Origin of the sequence: Streptomyces sp. NPDC056347 (genome assembly GCF_042262625.1) — a bacterium.
Taxonomy (GTDB): Bacteria; Actinomycetota; Actinomycetes; order Streptomycetales; family Streptomycetaceae; genus Streptomyces.
Genome location: NZ_JBHJQP010000162.1, coordinates 1 through 18,412, shown reverse-complemented (window position 1 = coordinate 18,412; position 18,412 = coordinate 1). Strand labels below are relative to the sequence as shown.

Annotated in this window: 17 protein-coding genes; 11 read left to right on the top strand and 6 right to left on the bottom strand. The window is 69.9% G+C overall.

The window, feature by feature from the left end; all coding sequences use genetic code 11:
• Window positions 1-44: 44 nt before the first annotated feature.
• Entirely contained in the window at window positions 45-821 is a 777-nt protein-coding gene (locus ACFCV8_RS28865; RefSeq protein ID WP_376688403.1) for an LPXTG cell wall anchor domain-containing protein, read from the bottom strand.
• A 238-nt stretch (window positions 822-1,059) separates the two neighbouring features.
• On the opposite strand from ACFCV8_RS28865, the gene ACFCV8_RS28860 reads away from it, so the two are divergent.
• The 3 genes from ACFCV8_RS28860 to ACFCV8_RS28850 all read left to right on the top strand — a co-directional run bounded on the left by ACFCV8_RS28860 (window position 1,060) and on the right by ACFCV8_RS28850 (window position 3,201).
• Complete coding sequence (locus tag ACFCV8_RS28860) at window positions 1,060-1,371, top strand: ArsR/SmtB family transcription factor (RefSeq protein WP_376688402.1); 312 nt, start codon at window positions 1,060-1,062, stop codon at window positions 1,369-1,371.
• Between the two features lie 90 nt (window positions 1,372-1,461).
• Complete coding sequence (locus ACFCV8_RS28855; protein WP_376688401.1) at window positions 1,462-2,652, top strand: MFS transporter; 1,191 nt, start codon at window positions 1,462-1,464, stop codon at window positions 2,650-2,652.
• Between the two features lie 120 nt (window positions 2,653-2,772).
• On the top strand, window positions 2,773-3,201 hold the full coding sequence (locus ACFCV8_RS28850) for an HIT family protein (RefSeq protein ID WP_376688400.1): 429 nt from the start codon (window positions 2,773-2,775) through the stop codon (window positions 3,199-3,201).
• On the opposite strand, the gene ACFCV8_RS28845 is transcribed toward ACFCV8_RS28850, so the two are convergent.
• On the bottom strand, window positions 3,182-3,631 hold the full coding sequence (locus tag ACFCV8_RS28845) for a hypothetical protein (protein ID WP_376688399.1): 450 nt from the start codon (window positions 3,629-3,631) through the stop codon (window positions 3,182-3,184). The genes ACFCV8_RS28850 and ACFCV8_RS28845 overlap by 20 nt on opposite strands.
• A gap of 228 nt (window positions 3,632-3,859) precedes the next feature.
• Between ACFCV8_RS28845 and ACFCV8_RS28840 the strand changes: the two genes are divergently transcribed.
• From ACFCV8_RS28840 to ACFCV8_RS28810, 7 genes are all read left to right on the top strand, one after another.
• Window positions 3,860-4,636 (top strand): 2OG-Fe dioxygenase family protein, encoded by a 777-nt coding sequence (locus tag ACFCV8_RS28840; RefSeq protein ID WP_376688398.1) that lies wholly within the window; start codon window positions 3,860-3,862, stop codon window positions 4,634-4,636.
• A 133-nt stretch (window positions 4,637-4,769) separates the two neighbouring features.
• Window positions 4,770-8,570, top strand: a complete 3,801-nt coding sequence (locus ACFCV8_RS28835; protein ID WP_376688397.1) for a TIR domain-containing protein — start codon at window positions 4,770-4,772, stop codon at window positions 8,568-8,570.
• Entirely contained in the window at window positions 8,567-9,496 is a 930-nt protein-coding gene (locus tag ACFCV8_RS28830) for a 2-hydroxyacid dehydrogenase (RefSeq protein WP_376688396.1), read from the top strand. The genes ACFCV8_RS28835 and ACFCV8_RS28830 overlap by 4 nt, the downstream gene beginning before the upstream one ends.
• Before the next feature lie 19 nt (window positions 9,497-9,515).
• Window positions 9,516-10,580 (top strand): pyridoxal phosphate-dependent aminotransferase, encoded by a 1,065-nt coding sequence (locus ACFCV8_RS28825; RefSeq protein WP_376688395.1) that lies wholly within the window; start codon window positions 9,516-9,518, stop codon window positions 10,578-10,580.
• Window positions 10,581-10,815: 235 nt separating this feature from the next.
• Entirely contained in the window at window positions 10,816-11,652 is an 837-nt protein-coding gene (locus tag ACFCV8_RS28820; RefSeq protein ID WP_376688394.1) for a hypothetical protein, read from the top strand.
• Between the two features lie 121 nt (window positions 11,653-11,773).
• Window positions 11,774-12,253: a GNAT family N-acetyltransferase gene (locus ACFCV8_RS28815; protein WP_376688393.1), complete on the top strand. Its 480-nt coding sequence runs from the start codon at window positions 11,774-11,776 to the stop codon at window positions 12,251-12,253.
• Window positions 12,254-12,666: 413 nt separating this feature from the next.
• Window positions 12,667-13,014 (top strand): hypothetical protein, encoded by a 348-nt coding sequence (locus tag ACFCV8_RS28810; protein WP_376688392.1) that lies wholly within the window; start codon window positions 12,667-12,669, stop codon window positions 13,012-13,014.
• An 88-nt stretch (window positions 13,015-13,102) separates the two neighbouring features.
• Here the strand turns inward: ACFCV8_RS28810 and ACFCV8_RS28805 are convergent, their stop codons facing one another.
• The 3 genes from ACFCV8_RS28805 to ACFCV8_RS28795 are packed head-to-tail and all read right to left on the bottom strand — an operon-like array spanning window position 13,103 to window position 16,177.
• Window positions 13,103-14,023, bottom strand: coding sequence for a PhzF family phenazine biosynthesis protein (locus ACFCV8_RS28805; protein WP_376688391.1), 921 nt, complete (start codon window positions 14,021-14,023; stop codon window positions 13,103-13,105).
• 37 nt (window positions 14,024-14,060) lie between these two features.
• On the bottom strand, window positions 14,061-14,648 hold the full coding sequence (locus tag ACFCV8_RS28800) for a TetR family transcriptional regulator (protein WP_376688390.1): 588 nt from the start codon (window positions 14,646-14,648) through the stop codon (window positions 14,061-14,063).
• Window positions 14,645-16,177 carry an MFS transporter gene (locus tag ACFCV8_RS28795; protein WP_376688389.1) on the bottom strand — a complete coding sequence of 511 codons (1,533 nt, stop codon included), beginning with the start codon at window positions 16,175-16,177 and terminating at the stop codon, window positions 14,645-14,647. The genes ACFCV8_RS28800 and ACFCV8_RS28795 overlap by 4 nt, the downstream gene beginning before the upstream one ends.
• A 162-nt stretch (window positions 16,178-16,339) precedes the next feature.
• Between ACFCV8_RS28795 and ACFCV8_RS28790 the strand changes: the two genes are divergently transcribed.
• Entirely contained in the window at window positions 16,340-16,642 is a 303-nt protein-coding gene (locus ACFCV8_RS28790) for a hypothetical protein (protein WP_376688388.1), read from the top strand.
• 84 nt (window positions 16,643-16,726) lie between these two features.
• Here ACFCV8_RS28790 and ACFCV8_RS28785 read toward each other — a convergent pair whose 3' ends face one another.
• Window positions 16,727-18,127: a DUF445 domain-containing protein gene (locus tag ACFCV8_RS28785; RefSeq protein WP_376688387.1), complete on the bottom strand. Its 1,401-nt coding sequence runs from the start codon at window positions 18,125-18,127 to the stop codon at window positions 16,727-16,729.
• Between the last annotated feature and the right edge of the window lie 285 nt (window positions 18,128-18,412).

Genomic DNA, 18,412 nt, shown 5'->3' with positions numbered 1-18,412 from the left:
GCGGTGCGGAGGGCGGGGGCAGCGGGGCCGAGTGGGGGCGGCGGTCAGTGCTGGGCGGCCTTGCGGCGGCGGAGGGCCAGGTAGGCGCCTGCGGCGACCAGGGCGGCGGCGGCCGCGGAGAGCAGGCCCACCGGTGCGCCGGTGCCGGTCTCGGCGAGGTCGCCCTCGGCGTGGTCGCCGGCGGTGGGCTTGGCGGCCGGGGACGAGGCGGAGGCCTGCGGGGTGGTGTCCGCGGGGGCGGACGACGAGGGCTCCTCGGTCGGCTTCACCGGGGTGGAGGAGCCGGGGGCGGGGGTCGACTCGGAGGCGGAGGGCGTCGGCTTGCCGCCGGGCTTCTCCTCACCGGGCTTCTCCTCGCCCGGCTTCTCCCCGCCGGGCTCCTCGCCGCCCGGCTTCTCCTCGCCCGGCTTCTCGCCGCCGCAGTCGGTCCAGAAGACCTTCTGCTTGGCCTTGCCGTGCTCGCCGTCGAAGTTCCAGTACAGCTTGTAGTGACCGTCGGGCAGGGTCTGGTCCGGCGTCCGGCCGTGGCCGTCGGCGTCGAGCTTCAGCGAACCGGACTTCACGATCTCGCCCTTGACGGCGGCGGTCGGGGCCCAGGCGGCGATGCGCCAGTCGACGTTCTGGCCACCGTCGAACCCGAAGGCGTCGAGGTAGAACGTGCAGACGTGGGGCTCGTTCTTACGGAGTTCCTCGCCGGTCTTGGCATCGTGAATCTTCACGGTGCCGTTGTCGCCGGGAGGGGTGGCATGGGCGGCGGGGGCGAAGATCATCGCCGCGGCCACGGCAGCGGTGAGCGTGCCTGCGGAAGCAAGTGTGCGCATAGACATTCCAACATCTGAAGAGGGGCTTCCGTGGGGGGCGCCTCAGCCTCCTGCGGTCACATGATCCCGTCAAGGCACATAGATGCCTGCTTGTCACCTATCTCCCCCTTTGCTCGATCGGAGGCGTATAACGATTGAGGTTTGACCTGGTCAGGCGTGCGCGCGATTTGACCTGACACTACGTATCGAGAAAGATAGATGCGTTCTGGCCGGCACGAGGAGACGAGGAGGCGGGGCCATGGACCCCCTGACCGTGCACAAGGCGCTCGCCAACCCCGCACGCCTCCAGTTCATGCAGTGGCTGAAGGAGCCCGAGAAGCACTTCGACGAGGACTCCTACCGGCAGCAGGGGCTCGGCTTCCACATCGGCGTCTGCGTCGGCGACATCCAGAAGCGCGCCGGACTGGCGCAGTCGGTGGTCTCCGGCTATCTGCAGACCCTGAAGGACGCCGGACTGCTCACCTCGGAACGCATCGGCAAGTGGACGTACTACCGGCGCAACGAGCCGGTGATCGCCGAGTTCGCCGCACACGTACGCGACGAGCTGTAGGGCGCGTCGACCCCGGTGCGCGACACGGGGTCGAACCACAACACATCGCATCTAGTTTTCTCGATTTGACGAAAGGTTTTGGTCGTTTCGATGAGAAGGGCCTCCCTCGCTGTTCCGGTGCTCGCCCTGGGCGTGTTCGGGATCATCACCACCGAGATGGGCATGGTCGGGGTACTCCCCCGGGTCTCGGTCGAACTCGGTGTCACCCCGTCCGACGCCGGCTGGCTCGTCGGGGTGTTCGCCCTGGTCATCGCGGTGTCCGGGCCGTTCAGCACGCTGCTCGCCTCCGGCATCGACCGCAAGAAGGTGCTCGCCGCCTCGATCGCGGTGTTCGCCGTGTCGAACGCCGTCTACGCGCTCACCACGCAGTACGGGGTGATGCTCGCCTTCCGGATCGTGCCCGCCCTGTTCCACCCCGTGTTCTTCGCGGTCGCGCTCGCCTCGGCCGCACGACTGGCGTCCGGGCAGGACGCGACCCGGGCCACGACGACGGTGTTCGGCGGGGTCACCGTCGGCTTCGCGTTCGGCGTGCCGCTGACCTCGTACCTCGCCGACCATCTGTCACTGCCCGCGGCCTTCTGGTTCGGCGCGCTCGTCAATCTCCTGGCGTTCCTGGGCATTGTGCGGTTCGTCCCGTCGATGCCGGTCGAGCGGCGCTCCTCCTACGGCACACAGCTGAGCGTGCTCAAGCGGGCCGGTACGTGGCTGAGCATCACCTCCGTCGTGCTCGTCTTCGCGGCGATGTTCTCGGTCTACGGCTACTTCGCCGAGTACCTGGGACAGGTCACGCGCATGAGTGGTACGTGGATCAGCGCGATGCTGATGGCCTTCGGCGTGGTGATGATCCTCGGCAACTTCGCCTTCGGCGGCCTGCTGCGGCGCGGCCCCGTCCGTACCGCCGTCGCGTATCCGGTGCTCTGCCTGCTGGTCTACGTCCTGGTGTACGCCGTGGGCCCGCTGTTCGCGCCGATGGTGGCGGCGGTCCTGGTATGGGGCGCCGTGCATTCGGGCGGCCTGGTCGTGAGCCAGAGCTGGCTGGGGCGGGACTCGCTCGACGCACCCGAGTTCGGCAACAGCCTCTTCATCTCGTTCTCCAACCTCGGCATCACCGTGGGAACGGCGGTGGGCGGCTGGGTTCTGGCGGCCTACGGGGCCCGCCAACTCCCCTGGGTCGGAGCGGGGTTCGCGGTCGCCGCGATACTTTCCATGGGGCTGCGGCTACGGATGGACGGCGGCCGGGAACAGGAACGGGACGTGACGCCCGGGGAGGTCCTGGCCTGACCGGCCGGAAGCCGGACGAACTCTCCGGCCCCATCGCGGGCACGGCCCTACAATTCGATGACCGCCGGTGTTACGACGACAGCGACGTCCGGCAAGCAGGTCCTATGATGCGAGGCTGTTTTGCTCGAATGCGAATTCTGCAGAATCGGCGCGGGAGAAGCCTCGGCGGAGCTGGTCCACGAGGACGCCGAGAACATGGCTTTCCTCCCCCTCCGACCGGCCGCCCTCGGGCATACTCTCGTCATTCCCAAGTCCCATTACGCCGACTTCTTCGATCTTCCGGCGCGCCCGTTGGCCGGCCTCATGCAATTCGTTTCGGTGGTCGGCTCCGGACTCCGCACGACCCTGTGCCCCGACGGAATGAATGTCATCACCTCCGCCGGGGCAGCAGCCTCCCAGACCGTCTTCCACGTGCACGTGCACGTGGTGCCACGTTGGCGCGACGACCACTTCGGCAGCATCTGGCCACCCGGAAGACCTGCTGCCGGGGATGCCGACAGAGAGATCGCGGAGCGGCTGCGCCAGGGCTTCAGGAAGTCACGGCCCTGACCACTCCCCAGCCGATGAATACGAGATCGATCAATGCGAGCATGCCATAGAAGTTGATCATGGTATGCGAACGGACGACTCCCGTCCATGACACCGCCGAATCGTACGGCTGCACATTCATCGAGAAGAGCTCCACGTTCGTCCCCGGCTTTCGGACGTCGTCGTAGAGCTTCCTGAAAAGCCTTTCCTGACGCAGAAAATAGCTGTCGAGCAGCCAGAACCCCCCGATCGGGACCAGCCCTGCCAACGCCAGCAGCCAGCCCGGACGACTCACCAGCACACCGAAGAAGACCCCGGCCACTGTCATCGTCCATCCCTTGATCAGGAAGGATCCGTTGCCCAATCGTGCGATCACCGCCTGGATGAACTCAAGGTGCTTGATCGCTTCGGGCGTGATGGTGACCGCTGGCGCGGTGGCCGACGAAGTCATGACACCTCCATGGAGTCGCGGGCGAGTGCTCTTGCCTCCTGGCGGCAAGTCGGGCTGGAGCCTACCCACCGGCGCCCGCGTCTCTGCACGAGGACGGTCGCGGTCCGTTCCATCGACGACGCAACACCTGTTCGGCGAACGGGGGTTGACGGCCACCTGTCCGGGGCATGTGCCCCCCGGGCGCAGCGCCCGGCGAACTCGACAGGGGCACACGGGAGAGGCTTCGGCGTGCAGGCGCATCAAGAACCGTCACTGGCGGCCAACGGTTTCGAACGGTTCTCGCTGTCGAAGGAGTTCGGTCCCGAACTCGTCGGCAGATGGCTCGGGGAGCTGCAGGAGGAGTTCACCGACCTCCCGCCGGATCCGTATGGAAACCCGTTGCTGCATCGCTACCGGCGGCACTCCTGTGCGGTTCTTCTCCCCTGGGAGAAGAAGCTGCACTGGGTGCCCAAGGCCGATGACGGGCACCTGGGCGAGGTCACCCACTACTTCCAGGGTGGGTACAACCCTGAGCACCAGGGGATGGACCGGTATTTCCCCGCAATCTCCGCCCGGGGGGAGGCCAACCCCCTCCTGGAGCGCATCATCCTGTTCGACTTCGCCCAGACCTGGTGGAGCGAACGAGAGCAGAATCTTCCCCTTCACGTCGGTGTGCACTTCATCAAGCTCTCCGTCGGGGACCTCGATGGCACGGCCGTGTCGTCACCGAACTTTCTGCATCAGGACGGGGAGCCCTTCCACTTCGCCCATCTCGTCTACAAGCGCAACGCCACCGGCGGTACGAACTACGTCGCGGACGTGGCGTGCGCCGGCTCCGTGCCCGGTGAGGTGCCGCCCGAGTCGCTGATGGCGACCTTCGACCTGGAGGAACCACTGGAGTCCTACGGCATCCACGACGAGCGGGTCAGCCACCATGTCGACCCCATCCGGCGGGGCGAGGACTCGGGCCCGGGTGAACGTGCGGTGGTGCTGGTCGACATCACCCCCATGGTCAAAGCGGTCTGACGCGCCGACAGGTCCGGGAGGAAGGCTCTGCCGACCCCGTCCGGCCACTACAATCGCGCCCACCACCGGCCGAACAGCGCGGTGGGTACCAGGGACCCCGCGTCCCTCACGGGGCAATCCGGATGTGAGAGCCATGCCGATCGATTACCTGTTCAGTACCTATCACACACCGCCGGACGATTTCGTCGACCGGACGCGGGAAGTCAGCAAGCTCCTCAGCTACGTCGAATCGGGCTGCAAGGTCTGCACGGTGCACGGCCTCGGCGGGGTGGGCAAGAGCGCGCTGGCCTACCGGCTGGCGCACACCGGCACCAAGAAGCCGAGGCGCACCATCTGGGTATCCCTCACGAATGCGCCGTCGCTGGACGAGTTACTGCATGGAATCCTCTCGCTCTTCCCCGACCGGGACACCCGGTCGGACGGGACTCCGACCGAGCAGCTCGTCTCATGCCTGACAGCCGAGGCGTGCTTCGTCGTCCTGGACAACCTCGAAGTGCTGCTCGACTCCGAACGGTTCTCCAACGAGTTCCGCCCGGCCTACGAGGAGTACGGCAGCCTGCTCAGCCGCCTGGCCTCGGAACCGCACCGATCCACCGTTCTGATCACCTCCCGCGAGAATCCTTCCTTCCTCCGGGAAAGGAACACCGCGGTACGCACTCTCCATCTCCAGGGCCTGCCGAAGGTCCCCGCCAGGACGCTCCTGGCCCGCCGGGGACTGCGCGGAGATGTCCGGCTGCGCGGAGAGCTGGTCAGCAAGTACGACGGGAACCCGCTGGCGATCCAGCTCGCCTCCGATCTCATCCTGGACATACATGACGGAAGCATCGCCCGGTTCGTGGAGTCGGGTGAATTCGTCTTCGGGGAGCTGGAAGGGCTGTTCCATCAGCACTTCGACCGGTTGACGAATGACGAGCGCATGGTGCTGTTCCGTCTCGCGGCAGCCCGCAGACCGCTCACCGTCCGGGAGATCTCCGCCGATTCACGTGTGGGATCGGGGTCGGCGGGGACCTTGCTGCAACGCCTGCGGCGCAGATCGCTGATCCAGGAGAGCGACGGCAGCTTCCACCTCCAATACATGATCCAGGAGTTCGTCACCACTCGGCTGAACCAGGAATGCGTGGAGGAGGTCCACACCGGCCGACCCGATGTCCTGTGCCAGTTCGCCCTGGTGGATGCCGGTGCCCCGGAGCACGTGCGCGAAGCACAGCGCCGGTTCCTCTCGGAACCGATGATGAGCATGCTCCAGGACCGTCTCGGCTCGGCCACCCAGGTCGTCCCCCGACTGCTGGCGCTGCTGGACGTCTCCCGCATCGGGCACGAGGCGTACGGAACCTTCCTCGCCGCGAACGCCCTGTCCATCCACCACTCCTGGACCAGCGATCTGACCGGCTTCGACCTGTCCCGGCTGGTGCTTCGCCGCCTCGACCTGTCGGAGCTGCGCCTCTCCCGGGCGGATGCCCGTCAGACAGAATTCGCCGGCTGCCGGTTTCCCGGCATCTACCACTACGTCTTCGCGATCGAGTTCTCCCCCGAGGGAAAGGTCGCGGCGATCGGGCAGAGCGGCGGTTCCGTGGTTCTGGTCAACGTGCCGGACGGAACCAGGCTCACCTCCCTGCCCTGGCAGGCCGACTGGATCAGAACCGTCGCGTACTCCCCCGACGGCGGCAGGCTCGCCTGCGCCGACGAACGGGGGCGGCTGCGGGTCTGGGACCTGACCACCAACCTGCCCACCGACTTCACCGGTCATGAACGGCAGACCCGCAGCGTCGTCTTCTCCTCCGACGGACGCACTCTGTTCAGCGCCGGCGAGGACCGACGCGTCCTCGCCTGGTCCGTGGCCCCGAGAGAAGAGGAACCACGTGTCCTGTGCCGTCTCGACGCCGAGGTCTGGAGCCTGCACAGCGCTCCTGCCTCCCCTCTCATCGCGGCGGCCTGCGACGAGGTGTGCCTGCGCGTCTGGGACACGGTCAGCGGCGAGGAGATCCGGCTGGAGGGAGACCAGCGGGTTTCCGGTCGGTGTGTGAAGTTCTCCACCGACGGCAGGCACGTCTTCGTCGGCTGCGACGACGGAGTGATCCGGGTCTGGAACATGGAGAGCCGCAGTCTCGTCGCGGCACTGCCCGGACACACCGCATCGATCTGGTCCCTCACCGTGACCAGAGCGACGGCCGGCGACATCCTCATCACCGGCAGCCACGACGAGACCATCCGCATGTGGAACGTCTCGGACCCGGCCGCGGCCCACTGCGAACGCGTGATCAGCAGTCTGAACGGCCCCGTCTGGCCCGTCGCGGCCGACAGCGACGGCCAGTACTTCGCCACGGTCGGCCGGAATTCCACCATTCGGTTCTGGGACATCGCCAACGCCGAGTGCCTGGAGGTGCTGGCCGGTAGTTCGGGCACACTGCTCGGCGTCGCCGCCTCGTCCGACGGCCGGCTGATCGCCACCGGGGGCCACGACCAGCTCGTCCGGGTATGGGAGCCGGAGTCGGGCGAATGCCTGGCGGAGCTACGGGGTCACACCGCGGGCGTCCGCGCACTGGCGTTCCACCCTGAGAGCGAGCTGCTGGCCACTGCCGGCGAGGACTGGGACGTACGCCTGTGGGACCTGCGGACCAACCAGCTGTCCGCCGTTCTCACCGGCTCCCGCAACTGGCTGTGGACGGTCGTGTTCGAGCCGAACGGCCACAGCGTCGCGGCAGCGGGCGCCGACGGGCTCATCAGGATCTGGGGCGTCCAGGGGCAGGGCGGCATGCAGACCCTGAGCGGGCACGAGGCCCGGGTGCGGGCCATCCAGTACACGAGCGACGGACTTCGCCTGGTCTCGGTGGGAGAGGACGGGCAGACCAGGCTCTGGCAGATCGCGTCCGGGGAGTCCGAACTGCTCGGCACGGTCGACGGCCATGTGACCAGCCTCTGCGTCCTCGGCAGCCGCCTGTGCGTCACAGGCGGCAGTGACGGAGTCCTGCGACTGTGGGATCTCGAATCCCGAACACTGTGCGGTCAGGCGAGAGGTCACGACGGCGCGATCCTCTCGCTGCTGGCCGCCCCGGGCGACAGTACGTTCCTGAGCGCCGGCCAGGACGGCTATCTGCGTAGCTGGACGGCGGACGGGCTGCGCCTGCGGGGCGTCTCGTCCACTCCCAGCGGCACCATCCGCTCGATCGCCTGGCACGCCGACGGAACGCGGATCGCGGCCGTCGGCAGCGACGAGGCCATTCGCAGCTACAGCCATCCGGAACTCGGTGAGGCGGAGACTATGCGAGTGGCCCGCCAGTTCGAAGGGTTCGACATCAGCGGCTGCCGAGGCATCACACCGGCCGAGCTGAGCTCGCTGACGGCACTGGGCGCGGTCGAGTCACCTTCCTCGGCCGCCTCGCTCATCCGGCAGCGAGTCGCCGTCCCGCAGCCGGAACCGGGCCCCGCAGCCGTACCGTCCTCGGCCCGCGGTGCCAGAATGTTCATCTCCTACTCGCACCGCGATGACGAGCTGCGCTCTCAGCTGGAGCGGCACCTCAGCCTGCTGCGCTGGCGCGGGCTCCTCGACTCCTGGTCGGACCGGCAGATCCGGGTGGGTGAGGAGTGGAGCGGGGCGATCGACGAGAACCTGGAGTCGGCGGACATCATCCTGCTGCTCATCAGCTCCGACTTCCTGGCCTCCGACTTCTGCCGGGACATCGAGATGCGCAGAGCCATGGAGCGTCACCACGAAGGGACCGCGCGTGTGGTCCCGGTACTGCTCAGGGCCTGTGACTGGCACGGTTTCCCCTTCGGCGCACTCCAGGCACTACCGCGCGACTGCAGGCCGGTCACGGCGTGGCCGAATCCGGATGCGGCCTTCACCGATGTCGCGGTGTGGCTGCGCACGGTACTGGAAGACATTGTGCGATCGCCCCGCGTGCACGGAACGACCACGGAACGGACCGAGTCTTGACCCTCGATTTCTCACACCTCCGGGGCGCCCCCGACGCCCTGTTCCTGATCGACCCGGAGGAAGTGCCCGACAGCCTGCGGCCACGCCTCGATTCCTTGGTGCGCCCGGTGTGGCGCCCCGGCGGAGATGCGACAGGGGACGGATTCGAGCTCCTCGTCACCGCCAACCGGGACCTCGGCGCGACCGTTCTCGAAAAGCTCCCGAACCTGCGCCTCATCGTCACCACGGGCACCGCCCACGACTACGTGGACACCGCCTACTGCGAGGCGAACGGCATCGCCGTGTGCAACACACCGGGCTACACAGGTTCCTCGGTCGCCGAGCACGCCTTCGCGCTCTACCTGGCCGCCAACCGGCACCTCACCGTCCTCGACCGGGCGGTGCGCACCGGCGTCGATGACACCTCCGGCCTGCTGTCCCTCGAAGCGGAGGGCAAGACTGCGGGAATTATCGGCGTCGGCGACATCGGCACCCGCCTCTGCGCACTCGCCCAGGGCTTCGGGATGCGGGTCCTGTTCGCCAACCGGAGTGTCAGGACGATCCGGGGTGCCACGCAGGTGAGCCAGGACGAGCTGCTCGGCTCCGCCGATGTCGTCTTCCTGTGTCTGCCACTGACACCGGAAAGCCACCACCTGCTCAACCACCGGACGTTCGCCCTGATGAAACGGACCGCCTACGTCGTCAACATCTCCTCGGACGAGCTCATCGATCCCCAGGCGCTGGCAGACGCCCTGCGCGAGGGAACGATCGCCGGAGCAGGTCTGGACGTCATCGGCTCGCCGGCCCCGTACACCGCGCTGCCCAACACCGTGCTGACACCGTCCCACGGCTGGTACACCGCCGAGAGCGTGCACCGGCGTGCGGACACATGGATCAGCACGATCGAGAGTGCGCTGGCGGGCCGGCCGGCCCACAGAATCGTCTGACTTCCGACTGGGGGATGCCATGAGCCTTTCGCCTGCGAAACTGCTGCGACTGCACCGTGAGCTGGACAGCGTGTCGCGCACGAACAGGACCGGCCGGTTCCTGTCCGGGTGGCAGACCACGCATCCGTACGCGGGCCGGTACCTCGATGGCATGCAAGCCGTGGCGCAGGACCCGGAAGCGCTCCAGAACTACAACTTCCTCTCCGATTCGACAGCGTTGGCCGACTCCATCACCGGCTTTCACGCACGGGCGGACGGTGTGACGTACGCGCGTGAGGCCGTCTACGTGTCCAGCGGCTCCAGCCCCCTTCTGCTGGGCTTCTTCCTCGCGCTGAAGGAGATGGGGGTGGAGGAGGTCTGCCATGTGCCGCCCGTCTACTACTCCTGCTACTACTTCTGTGATTCCCTCGGCATCCCCATCCGCCAGGTGAGTGCCGATGTCCTGCACGACGAGGCCGCCGAACTCGATCTGCCGGACCGGAAGTCCGCGCTTGTGCTCTGCGACCCGATCTGGGTTTTCGGTACCACCGTGCATGAGCGGCAGATCGAGAGGATCGCACGGTGGCAACGCCGCACCGGCTCGGTGGTGCTGGTGGACGGGACGTTTCAGTACGCCCGTTGGGACAGGTCCTCGCGTGCCGAACCGACGTCCAGGCTCGAACCGGACCTCACGTTCCGCCTCGTGTGTCCGACCAAGAGCCTGGCCGTGCACGGAACACGGTTCGCTTACCTGCTGCTGCCACCGGAGTTCCGGGAGCCGATCCGCTACGCGGGTGCCAACATCACCGGGGCGACCGGTGCGGCCAACGAGCACTTCGCGCGAAGGATCATGGAGGTGCTCGACTCCGACGAGTCGAATGACGCGCTGGTACGTCACATCCAGGCGGAACGGGACCGGCTGATCGCCGGTGGAGTCATACGTGCGGAGGCCGCTCGCCCGGAGGCCGGCTACTACACCTTCGCCGTCCTGGACGACGCGTCGATGAAGGACGCCATCGTCATGGACCAGCGGTTCTTCGGACTCGACCGCTTCGACAACCACGTACGGGTGAATCTGCTCTACCCCGGCTGGAACCAGTCCTGAGACCGTGGCACGTCTCCTCCGCCCAGTACCGTGAGTGACGGAGTATGCGGCCGAACGAGTGGGTCCTCGGCCATCTTCAGGGTGCGCGGGAGGGGGTTTGGGGAGACTGGCGACCAGCGCCGACGGGCCGATCGAGCGGTTCGCATCGAAGAGGCGATTTCCGGCCACAACACAACACCCCTTACCCTGCGGTACATCGGTCACCGACGGTCGGCCGGAACTGAAGGGCGACAACATGACCTCCGAGACCAGCACACTGGTCACCATCGATGCCACGACTTCCCTGCTGGAGGCGGAACTCCCGCGCCTCGAGCAGCACCAGCAGGCGCTGGAGAAGGAACTCGCGGCCGTCACCGAACGCCTGGGTTCGGTTCGGACCGCGCTGACCGCGCTGCGTGCGCTGTCGGGCTCGCCCGCGCCCGTTGCCGAGACGGCGTCCGAGGCGGCGTCCGAGGCGAAGGCGGAGGCCGGTTCCGACGCGGCCGTGGCCGCGCCCAGGATTCCGCGGCAGGCGCAGGACTCCGGCGATGCCACCGCGTCCGCCGAGCCCGCCGGAACCCCCGCGCAGACGGAGGCCCCGCAGGAGCCGCAGGATTCGGCCGCCGCCCCCGCGCCGCGCCGTTCCACCGCCCGCAAGGCCTCCACCGCGCCCAAGAGCCGCAAGCGGACCGCCGCCAAGCCGAAGGCCCAGCAGCGCGGCCGGGCCAAGGACACCAAGGACGACAAGGACACCAAGGACGCCGGGACGGCGACCGCCACGGCGGCCAAGGCGGCAAAGACCGCCGGAGCCACCAAGGCCGCCAAGACCGCGAAGGCCAAGGCGACGAAGCCCCGGGCGGCGAAGAAGGCGGCCGCGGCCGTCGACGAGAGCGGCAGCCTCACCGAGCTGACGCTGAAGGTGCTCGCGGCGGCGGGCGGCGCCCCCGTCCGCGCGCGTGACGTGACGGAGGCGCTCGGACGCGAGCTCACCCCCAACGGCATCAACACCGTGCGCAGCACCCTCGACCGGCTCGTCGCCACCTCCCGGGCCCACCGCGCCGGCCGTGGCCTCTACCAGATGCCCGCCAACTGACGTCACCACAACGGCAGTTCACCGCGACGCCCGGTTCCACTCATGGCGGAGCCGGGCGTCGCGGCGTCGCACGCGGCGAGGTCGTCCGACGGGACGCGGTGCAGGTCGGTAGGTTGCGCCCATGTCTTCATCACTGCGTCTGGAAGAGATCACGGACGACAACGTCGAGGCCGCCTGCGGGCTGAGCGTACGACCCGACCAGGAAGGGCTCGTGAAGCCGGTCTCCTGGTCGCTGGCCCAGGCCTACGCGACCCCCGACGTCGCCTGGCCGCGGCTGATCCTCGACGGGGACCGGCTCGTCGGCTTCGTCATGGCCTTCTTCGGCATCCGGTTCCGTCCGGACGACCCGGGCGACGCCGGTCCGCGCTCCGGGCTCTGGCGGCTGAACATCGCCGCCGACCAGCAGGGGCGCGGGTACGGGCGGTTCGCCGTGGCGGCCGTGTGCGAGGAGATCCGGCGCCGGGGCGGCACCCGGGCCACCGTCACCTGGGTTCCCGGTGAGCACGGACCGGAGGGCTTCTACCTCGGGCTGGGGTTCAGGCCGACCGGGGAGACCAGCGGGGACCAGGTCGTCGGCGAGCTGGAACTCGGCGACGGGTAGCGATCCGTACGCACGGCAGCGCGGCGCCCACGTGCGCGGGCGCGTGGGCCGAAGGGCACGGTGACGGGGTTCCGGTCGGCCGGCAGCGCGGTGCATGCGCGTGTACGTGCATGCACGTGTCCGCGTAGGCACGTGTAGGTGGGCACGTGCAGGTGTGAACACGCAGGTGGGCAGGTGCAGGTGGGCACGTGTAGGTGTGCTGTGGCCGGAAATGGCGGTGGGTCGGTCCGTCGATGTGCGTGGCGCGGTGCCTCGCGGGTCGTTGCCGAGGTGGCCATGACCCACTTGGCCGTCGGCAGAACCGATTCAGCGGTTGCCGTCCGGGTGACGGTGCCCGGCACACGGCGAATGAACGTGTGCCGAGGGCGCAGACTTGGGCCGTTTCCCACCCCATCGCGCTCCGGGAGTTCCCCATGCGTCTTCGTACCGCTGTCGCCGCCGCCGTCGGCGCGCTCGCACTCATCATCACCGTGCCCGCATCGGCAAGTGCGGCAACGGGAGACTTCACGTACGTCTACTCCGGCGCCGGCGGCTCGCTGCGGGCCGGCTATCTCCTCGACCCGCCGAGCCGGATGTGCATCACGCTGCCCCAGGTGGCCGACCCCGCTTCGTCGCAGCCCGCGAGCACCCCGCTGAACCTCACCGACTCCACTGCGGTGGTCTTCACCGGCCCCGACTGCGAGGGCGACCATTTCTCCCTCCGGCCGCACGGCGGCAACGCCACCAGCCGGCTGAAGCTCCGTTCGGTCGTCTTCAGCTGAGGCCGGACCCGCTCGCTCCGGGACCGGCCCGGCCGAACACCCGGGGTGCGGCGGGGCCGTTCCGTACGGAGCCGGCCGGGCGGACGGCTCAGATCGCCACCGCGGTGCCGCCGACCTCGATGCCCGTGGCCGCCCCCTCCGGCACCCGCACCCGGATCGTGCTCGGGCGCCCCATGTCGTACCCCTGGTACACCGTCAGCGTCGTGGGGGCCTCGACGAGGCCCTCGGCACGCAGGTAGCCGCCGAGCGCCGCGGCGGCGGCCCCGGTGGCCGGGTCCTCGACGACTCCGCCGGGCGGGAACGGGTTGCGGGAGTGGAAGACCGAGGGCGACTCGCGCCAGACCAGGTCGATGGTGGTCCAGCCGTGGCGTGCCATGAGGGCGGACAGGGCCGGCCGGTCGTAGTCGAGACGGGCGAGCCGGTCGCGGTCCGCCGCGGCGATCACCGGGTGCCAGGCCCCGGCGTACGCCGCCCGCACGGGCAGTGCAGGGTCCAGGTCCTCCGCCGACCAGCGCAGCGCCTCCAGCAACTCCGCCGTCACGTCCGGCGCGATGGGCTCCGAGCGCGGGGCCACGCTGACCAGGGTGGCCATGACCGAGGCGTCCGGGCCCGCCTCCGTGGACACCAGGACCTCACCGGCTCCGGTCCGGAAGGAGAGTTCCCCCGTCCCGTGCCGCTGCGCGTGGGCGACGGCGGTGGCGATGGTCGCGTGCCCGCAGAACGGGACTTCGATCAGCGGGCTGAAGTACCGGACCGCGAACCGCGTGCGCCGGCCCGGCCCCGCGGCCTCGCCCGTACCCTGCTCCGTCTCCGTCTCCGTCTCCGCACCCGCGTCCGCGTCCGCGCCCCGCTCCGGGAAGACGAACGCGGTCTCGGAGTATCCGAGGTCGGCCGCGATGCGGGACATGGCCGCCTCGTCCAGTCCGGACGCGTCGAGGACCACTCCCGCGGGGTTTCCGCCGGACGGGTCCGCGCTGAATGCCACATACCTGAGAACTTCGGTGTCCATTCCGCCACGCTATCGGGGCCAAGGCCCGGCAGCGCGGTCAGGAGCGGTCGATCAGGGACTGCAGCGCGGGCGCGTACAGGTCCGCGAGGTGTTCGGGGGTGGCGTCCGCGCCCGCGCCGGAGCGGTGGAGGCTGAGGGTGGCGCCGAGGCCGAGGAGGTGGCCGGCGATCAGTTCGGCGCGCAGGGTGCGTTCGCTGCCGGTGAGGCGGGCGGTCAGGGCGTCGGTGACCTGTTCCTGGAAGCGGTCGCGCAGCAGGGAGCGTTCGTCACGGTTGCCGAGCGAGAAGACGACACGCAGCAAGGGGTCGGACTGGAGGGCACGGCGGCGGCGTACCAGCGTGACGACCATGTGGCGGCCCAGTACGGCGAGCGGCGCGTCGAGGAGTTCGGCGGCGGCGGGACCGAAGTCGGCGACCGTGTTGAAGAGCTCCTCCTTGCGACCGAAGTGCTTGACCACCAGCGACGGGCTCACTCCGGCGTCGGCCGCGATGCCCCTGATGGTGACGTCGGCGTACGGGCGCTGGGTGAACGCCCGGCGGGCCGCGCGCAGGATCGCGTCGCGGCCCGTGCCCGGGTCGGTGGCGGGCCGGACCGGGGCCGGTACGGCGGCCTGGCCGCTGGTCATGTGCTCTCCTGGATCGGCATCGCCCGCACACCGTCCTTCCGGTCGCCCGGGACGTCGCGGCTGCTTTCGACCGTACCTGCCGCGGGGGTGCGGCGGCCCGGCAGGAACAGGGTGACCAGCAGCGCGAGGAGCGCCGCGCCTCCCGCGATCAGGAAGACCAACTGGTACGCGTGGAGCGTCGGGGCGGTCCTGCCGCCCACCCGGAAGGTGATGTTGGCCAGCACGGCGGCCACGGTCGCGCTGCAGAAGGCCTGCCCGATCGACCGCATCAGGGTGTTGAGGCCGTTGGCCGCACCGGTCTCGCTCATCGGGACGCCCCGCATGACCAGCGCGGGCAGGGCCGAGTACGCGATGGCCGTGCCGGAGGCGACGACCGTCGCGCCCGCGATGATCAGCCAGAGGTTGTGGCTGGTGAAGTAGCGGACCACGTATCCGACGCCGATCACCCCGGCGGCCAGTGCCAGGCTGACCTTCGGGCCGTACTTCCCCGAGATCCGCGCCGAGACCGGGGAGAGCACCACCATCATCACGCCGCCGGGCAGCAGGCACAGTCCGCTGACGACGAGCGAGGCGCCGAGCCCGTAGCCGGTCTCCTCGGGTTCCTGGACCATCTGGGCGGTGACCAGGGAGTTCGCGTAGAAGGCGAAGCCGATGAGCAGGGCGGCGACGTTGGTGAGCAGGACCGCCGGGCGGGCCGAGATCCGCAGGTCGACCATGGGCGAGGCCACCTTGAGCTCGTACGCGCCCCAGAACAGCGCCACGACGACGGCCGTCGCCAGCAGCCCGAGCGTCCGGGCCGAGGCCCAGCCCCAGTCGGCGCCCTGGGTGACCGCGAGCAGCAGGCAGACCAGGGCCCCGGACAGTCCGAGGGCGCCGAGCGCGTCGAAGCGGCCTCGGGTGCGCAGCGGCGATTCCGGTACGCACGTCAGCACGAGCACGATGTCGAGGACGCCGATCGCGCCGGAGACCCAGAACATCGTGTGCCAGTCGAAGTTCTCGACGACCAGGGCGGCGACCGGCAGGCCGACCGCCGCACCGATGCCGAGCGTCGAGCTCATCAGCGCCACGGCGGAGAGCACCCGCTCGGGCGGGAGTTCGTCGCGCAGGATGCTGATGCCGAGCGGCAGCACGGCGAGCGCGGCACCCTGCAGGGCGCGCCCGGCGATCAGTACGCCGATGTGGGAGCTGACCGCGCACAGCACCGAGCCCGCCACCAGCACACCGAGCGAGGCGACGAGCACCCGCCGCTTGCCGTACATGTCGCCGACCCGGCCCAGGACGGGGGTGAAGACGGCGCCGGTCAGGAGGGTGACCGTGACCAGCCAGCTCGCGGCGGCCGGGCTCGCGCCGGTGAGGGCCGGGATGTGCGGGAGCAGCGGGACGACGATCGTCTGCATCACCGCGACGACGACGCCGCAGAACGCCAGGACGGCGACGGCGAACCGGGGGTGCGCGGGCCGGTCCGGGGCGGGGGTCGGGGCCGGGGGCTGGGCCGGGGTCGGGGCGGCGGCGGGTATGTCCGCTGGCATGGCTCTCCGTACGGGGTGCGGGACGGCTGGGGTGCACAGGCGTTCACCCCAGGGTAAACGCCTGTGCACCCCCTCGGCGACCGGTATCCCGGGGACCGCGTTAGCCTCGAAGGTCCGGGACAGGGCCCGGACTACCGAGACGAGAAGGCAAGGGTGGCGGCGATGGCGAAGGTTCCGGCAGCGGCGGTGGCGGCGAGCGGGCTGGTCGGCGGGTATGCCGTGGCGCGGTGGACCAGGAAGCGGCCACTGGGCGGGGTCGCCCTCGCCGCCGCGGGCACCGTGGCCGCGTACGAGTGGAACCGGCAGGCCGGGCCGCGCGCGGCGGCCGGGCTGACGACGGCGTACCTCGCCGCGTTCGCCGGATCGCACCCGCTGGCCAAGAAGATCGGCGCCTGGCCGTCCGTCTTCGCCGTGGCGGGCAGCATGGCCGTGGCCTCCTGGGCGGTCACCCGCCGGGCCGCCTGAGGCGGACGCCCCGTACGAGTGGGACGAAAAGGGGGCGGGGCTCCCGGGAGGATTCCGGAAGCCCCGCCCCTTTCCCGCGCCCGGCTACGCGCCCAGCGCCCAGGACACCGTGTAGATCAGCAGGCCCGCCAGCGCGCCCACCACCGTGCCGTTGATCCGGATGAACTGGAGGTCGCGGCCGATGTGCGCCTCGATCTTCTTCGACGTCTGGTCCGCGTCCCAGCTCGCGACGGTGTCACTGATCAGTGAGGTGATCTCGGTGCGGTACGTCGTGACGACGTAGACCGCCGCGTCCTCCAGCCAGCCGTCCAGCTTCGCCTGGAGCCGCTCGTCCGTGGCCAGCCGGGCGCCCAGCGCCATCAGCGAGGCCCGCGCCCGCAGCCGCAGCTCGCTCTGCTCGTCCTCCGCCGCCGCGATGATCATCGTGCGGACCGAGGACCAGGCCGAGGCGATGACGTCCTGGACCTCGCCGCGGCCCAGGATCTCCGACTTCAGCCGCTCGACCCGGGCCCGGGTGTCCGAGTCGGTCTGGAGATCGGCCGCGAAGTCCGTCAGGAAGGTGTCGATCGAGGCACGCGCCGGATGGCCCGGCATGTCCCGCATCTCCGTGACGAACCGCAGCAGTTCCTTGTAGACCCGCTCGCCGATCCGCTTGTCGACGAACCTCGGCGTCCAGCCCGGCGCCCCGCCCTGCACCGCGTCCATCACCGAATCGCCGTGCAGCACCAGCCAGTCGTGGGCCTTCACGCAGACCAGGTCCACCACCTTGCGGTGGCCCCCGTCGGCGACGATCTTCTCCAGCATCTTGCCGAGCCCGGGCCCGACCTCCGCCGCGTTGGCCCGCCGGGTGATCGCCTCGCCCACCACCGCCTGCACATCGGAATCCCGCAGCACCCGCAGCGCGCCGCGCAGCGCGGTCGACAGCTCGGCGGTGACCCGGTCGGCGTGGGCCGGCTCGGCCAGCCAGGCACCGAGCCGCCGCCCGACGCGCAGGGCGTGGATACGGCCCCGCACGACGTCACCGGAGAGAAAATTCTCCCCGACGAAGGAACCCAGCGAGGCTCCGAGCTGGTCCTTCTTGGTGGGGATGATGGCGGTGTGCGGGATCGGCAGGCCGAGCGGGCGTTTGAACAGCGCCGTCACGGCGAACCAGTCGGCGAGCGCACCCACCATGCCCGCCTCGGCGGCCGCGGCGACGAAACCCGGCCAGCCGCCCACCCCCGCGCTCTTCGCCCAGGTGGCGAGCACGTACACCAGCGCGACCAGCAGGAGGAGGCCCGTGGCGGTGGTCTTCATCCGGCGCACCCCGCGCCGCTTCTCCTCGTCCGCCGCGGTGTACGCGAACGACCCGAGGGTCACGGGCCGCCCACCGGACGCCTCACCGGGCCGGCCATCCGGCCCGGCCGCCCCCGCCCGCAGCTCCCCGGCGCGCTCCGGCCGCCGCGCCTCCGGCTCCTCGGGGCCGGTCGAATCGTTCCGTTCCATCCGCTCCACCCGTCCGCGTACGCCACGCCCCCGGTCGTCCGTACACATTGTCCCTGCCTGACCTACTCCCGGGACGCGCGCCGAGTTCCCGGCGCCCTGCCCCATCATGGGACCAGCCCGTCCGATCATGAGGAGAGACACCGCCGATGCCCAGGCGCCAGGGGTACCCCCGGTTCATCGCCCCCGTGGCGGGCACCGCCGCACTCGCCGCCACCGTGGCGTTCGCCGGCTCCCTGCTGTTCTCCGGCCCCGGCGACCCGCCGGGGCCGGTGGCCGTGTCCGGGC